The organism is Mesorhizobium sp., from assembly GCF_004962925.1.
Taxonomy (GTDB): domain Bacteria; phylum Pseudomonadota; class Alphaproteobacteria; order Rhizobiales; family Rhizobiaceae; genus Mesorhizobium.
Window position 1 is genome coordinate 54398 of the sequence record NZ_SUEO01000011.1, and the last position, 4314, is coordinate 58711.

2 protein-coding genes are annotated in these 4314 nt (G+C 64.2%); both read right to left on the reverse strand.

Annotated features, from left to right (window positions below; genetic code table 11):
* Positions 1–1205, reverse strand: a 1205-nt coding sequence (locus E5W87_RS04895) for an ATP-binding cassette domain-containing protein (protein ID WP_292394566.1), incomplete at its 3' end; no start/stop codon positions are given.
* 247 nt (positions 1206–1452) lie between these two features.
* A partial coding sequence (gene uvrB, locus E5W87_RS04900; protein WP_367118795.1) for an excinuclease ABC subunit UvrB occupies positions 1453–4314 on the reverse strand: 2862 nt, incomplete at its 5' end.

The window sequence follows — 4314 nt, forward strand, 5'->3', positions numbered from 1 at the left end:
CCCGCCAGCAGCGAGCGGGCGCGCTGCTCGCCGACATCGAATCCGCGCGAGAGCATCGCCAGCGGCGTGTCGTCGCCGCTGATGCCCGACAAGGCCTGGTCACTGTAGCCGAGCACCGTCGACGGCGTCACCTTCACGCCTTGCGTCGCCGTCTCCGGTTCGACGATGGCATTTCTGATCAGGCTGATGAGCCGCGACTTGCCGACGCCGTTGCGGCCGAGCAGCACGATGCGATCGCCTTGGCAGATATGGCGCTTGCCGGTCTTGAACAGCAGCGTGCCGTCAGGCGTTTCGATCGCCACGTCATCGAGCGTGATCAGCACCTTGGCATGGGTGCCGCGATTGGCGAGCTTTATCACACCCGCCGATCTTTCGCGGTGCGCCGGCGCTGCGACCTCCTCGAGGCGCTGGGCGCGCTGGTTGAGCTGCTTGGTCTTGACCGTCAGGAGGTCACTGCCCGAGTTGATGCCGATGTTGTTGAGCTTGGCCGCCTGCCGGCGCAATTGCTGCGCCACCTTCATGTCGCGCTGGAATTTGCGTTCGGTCGAGGCGTCGACTTCGCTCAAAGCGTCGCGCGCCCGGGAATAGGGCAGCGCGAACACCGGCGACTGTTCGGGGCGCAGGAACAGCGTCCGGTTGGTCGTGGCGTCGAGAAACGCCCGGTCGTGGCTGGCAATCACCACCGGCACCTCGCGCGGCAGCGCGTTCAGCCAGGTTTCGAGTTGGCTGATCTTGGCGAGGTCGAGATGGTTGGTCGGCTCGTCGAGAAGCAGGACGTCCGGATCGGTAACCCAGACGCGGGCGATCAGCGCTAGCCTTTGCCAGCCGCCGCTCAAGGTCCGCATCGGCCGCTCGCGCATCGGCTGCGGTACTTCGAGTGAATCGAGAACCACGTCAACGCGCCATTGCTCGCTTTCGGCCAGCTCGGCCGGCAAGGCGTCTGCCACCACCTGCTGAAAGCTGCGCTCGGCCAGTGCTGCGGGAACGGTTTGCTCGACATAGCCGACCCGCAGGCCGCGCGTGCGGGTGATGTCGCCTGATGTCGGCTCCATTTCGCCGGTCAGGCATTTCAGCAAGGTGGACTTGCCGCGGCCGTTGGCGGCGACGAGGCCGAGCCGGTCGCCGGTGCCGATGGTGAGTTCAAGGTTGGAGAAGAGCGGCGCACTCATGGTGACGCCGAGGGATTTGAGGCTGATCAGGGCCATGTTGGTTTCTCTGGTCTGCCCGGAGAGAGATTCCGGTTCGATGCACTTTGACGGTGCGCAGGCTGGCCATCAGAACAGGCGTTGCAGCACCACGAAGGGCAGACCAAGAAAATCGAAGCGGGAGAACCCGGACCGTCTCTGGTCAGCCCTGCAAGCAAGCTCGCAGGGCAGGGACAGGGCCGCGCTGACGGTGGTGGTCGATATGCACGCAGCCCTCCTTTCAAGACGTTCGAGTTGTAGAAACTGGCTACACCATGGGTGAGGCCGATGGCAAGTGGCGTGTAGGAGTGAGCTGAGCGCTGAAGCTGCCAATCTCCCCCACATGGGGGGAGATCGGCTGTGGCTTGGCCGGCACCTTTCCTTCAACCGGCTTTTCGGTCCGGCGCACGGTCATCTCGTCGAGCGAGTTCTTCTTGAACAGGGGCTTGGTCGGTTCACCCGGTATACCGAAATCCGAGCCGTGCGCCTCTTCGGCCGACTGTTTCTTGAACAGCGAGCGCGACACGGCACCGGCGGGAGTCGGCATGTCGGTGCCCGGACCCATGGCGTCCAGCGACGGCTTGGCGAACAACGGCTTCTTCACCGGCACAGCGCCGTCGGCGCCCATTTCGTCGAGCTCCGGCTTGCGGAAGAGGTTGGGCCGGACAGCCTTGGCGGCCTCTTCGGCGGCACTGGCCTCGTCGAGCTTGCGGAAACGCTCCTGTTCCTCTGCTGTACGATGTTTGGCCACACCCTTGTTGTGTTTGCCCTTTTCGCGGCCCGAAACCGGGCTTTCCATGTCGGCATATTTGGCCAGCGGGTCGTCGGAGATGGACAGTTCCATCTCGCGCAGCCGCTTGATCTCGTCGCGGATGCGGGCCGCCTTTTCGAAATCGAGATTGGCGGCGGCGTCGCGCATCTGCTTGTCCATCGCATCGAGATGGGCTTTCAGATTGTTGCCCATCATCGCGCCGGCGCTGTCGGTGAACTGCGAGATGTCGGCGCGGACATGATCCTTCTCGTAGACCGAGTCCAGGATGTCGGAGATGCGCGACTTGACCGATTCCGGCGTGATGCCGTTGGCCGCGTTCCACTCCATCTGCTTTTCACGGCGGCGGTGGGTCTCGGCCATCGCCCGCTCCATCGAGCCGGTGACCTGGTCGGCATAGAGGATGACCTTGCCGTCGACGTTTCTGGCGGCGCGGCCGATGGTCTGGATCAGCGAGGTTTCGGAGCGCAGGAAGCCCTCCTTGTCGGCATCGAGAATGGCGACGAAGCCGCATTCGGGAATGTCGAGGCCTTCGCGCAAAAGGTTGATGCCGACCAGCACGTCGAAGGCGCCGAGGCGCAGGTCGCGCAGGATCTCGATGCGCTCCAGCGTGTCGATGTCGGAATGCATATAGCGAACGCGGATGCCTTGCTCATGCAAATACTCGGTCAGGTCCTCGGCCATGCGCTTGGTCAGCACGGTGACCAGCGTGCGATAGCCGGCCTTGGTCGTGTCGCGGATTTCGCCGACGACATCGTCGACCTGCGTCTTGGCCGGAAGCACCTCGACCGGCGGATCGATCAGGCCGGTCGGGCGGATGACCTGCTCGGCGAAGACGCCGCCGGACTGCTCCATTTCCCAGCCCCCGGGCGTCGCCGAAACCGCGACGGAGAGCGGGCGCATGGCGTCCCACTCCTCGAAGCGCAGCGGCCGGTTGTCCATGCAGGACGGCAGACGGAAACCGTACTCCGCCAGCGTCGCCTTGCGGCGAAAGTCGCCGCGATACATGCCGCCGATCTGCGGCACAGTGACGTGGCTTTCGTCGATGAAGACCAGTGCATTGTCAGGGATGTATTCGAACAGGGTCGGCGGCGGATCGCCCGGCTGGCGGCCGGTGAGATAGCGCGAATAGTTCTCGATGCCGGCGCAGGAGCCGGTCGCTTCCAGCATCTCCAGATCAAAGCGGCAGCGCTGCTCCAGCCGCTGCGCCTCCAGAAGACGGCCGGCCCGTTCAAGTTCGACCAGCCGGTGCTTGAGCTCTTCCTTGATCGACTTGATGGCTTGGTTCAACGTCGGGCGCGGCGTGACATAGTGCGAATTGGCGTAGATCTTGACGCTCTTCAGCTCACCGGTCTTCTGGCCAGTGAGTGGGTCGAACTCGGTGATCGCCTCGATCTCGTCTCCGAACAGCGAGATGCGCCAGGCGCGGTCCTCAAGGTGGGCCGGAAAGATCTCGATCGTGTCGCCGCGCACGCGAAACGAGCCGCGCACGAAGTTGATGTCCTGACGCTTGTATTGCTGGGCGACGAGGTCGGCGAGCAGCGCGCGCTGGTCGAGCCGGTCGCCGATCTGCATCTGGAAGGTCATCGCCGTGTAGGTCTCGACCGAGCCGATACCGTAGATGCAGGACACCGAGGCGACGATGATGACGTCATCGCGCTCCAGCAGTGAGCGCGTCGCCGAATGGCGCATGCGGTCGATCTGCTCGTTGATCGAGGATTCCTTCTCGATGAAGGTGTCCGTCCGGGGCACATAGGCTTCCGGCTGGTAGTAGTCGTAGTAGGAAACGAAATACTCGACGGCGTTTTCCGGGAAGAATTTCTTGAACTCGGAATAGAGCTGCGCGGCCAGCGTCTTGTTGGGGGCGAGGATCAAGGCAGGGCGCTGCGTCTCCTCGATCACCTTGGCCATGGTGAAGGTTTTTCCCGAGCCGGTGACGCCGAGCAGCACCTGGGTACGGTCATTGTCGTTGACGCCTTCGACCAGGTCCTTGATCGCTGTCGGCTGGTCGCCGGCCGGCTCGAAATCCGACACCATCTTGATGGCGATGCCGCCTTCGGACTTTTCCGGCCGGGCCGGGCGGTGCGGTGTCCACAGCACGCCGTCCTTGTGCAGCGGGTTGCCGGATTCGATTAGTGCCGACAGCGCCGCAACGGTGGCGGTGACGCCGCCCGAGGCCATGGTCTCGGCTTCCTCCAGCGAAACATCGAGGCCGGCGACCGGATTGAGGCCGGCCGCGGTGCGTTCCCGCGCCGAAGCCGCGCCGCCCATCGAGGTGCCGCGTGCCGTGCGGCCGGGGGAAGAGGAACGTTCGGGGATTTTTTTCGCCTTGGCGCCTTCCCTCCCCCTCGAGGGGAGGGT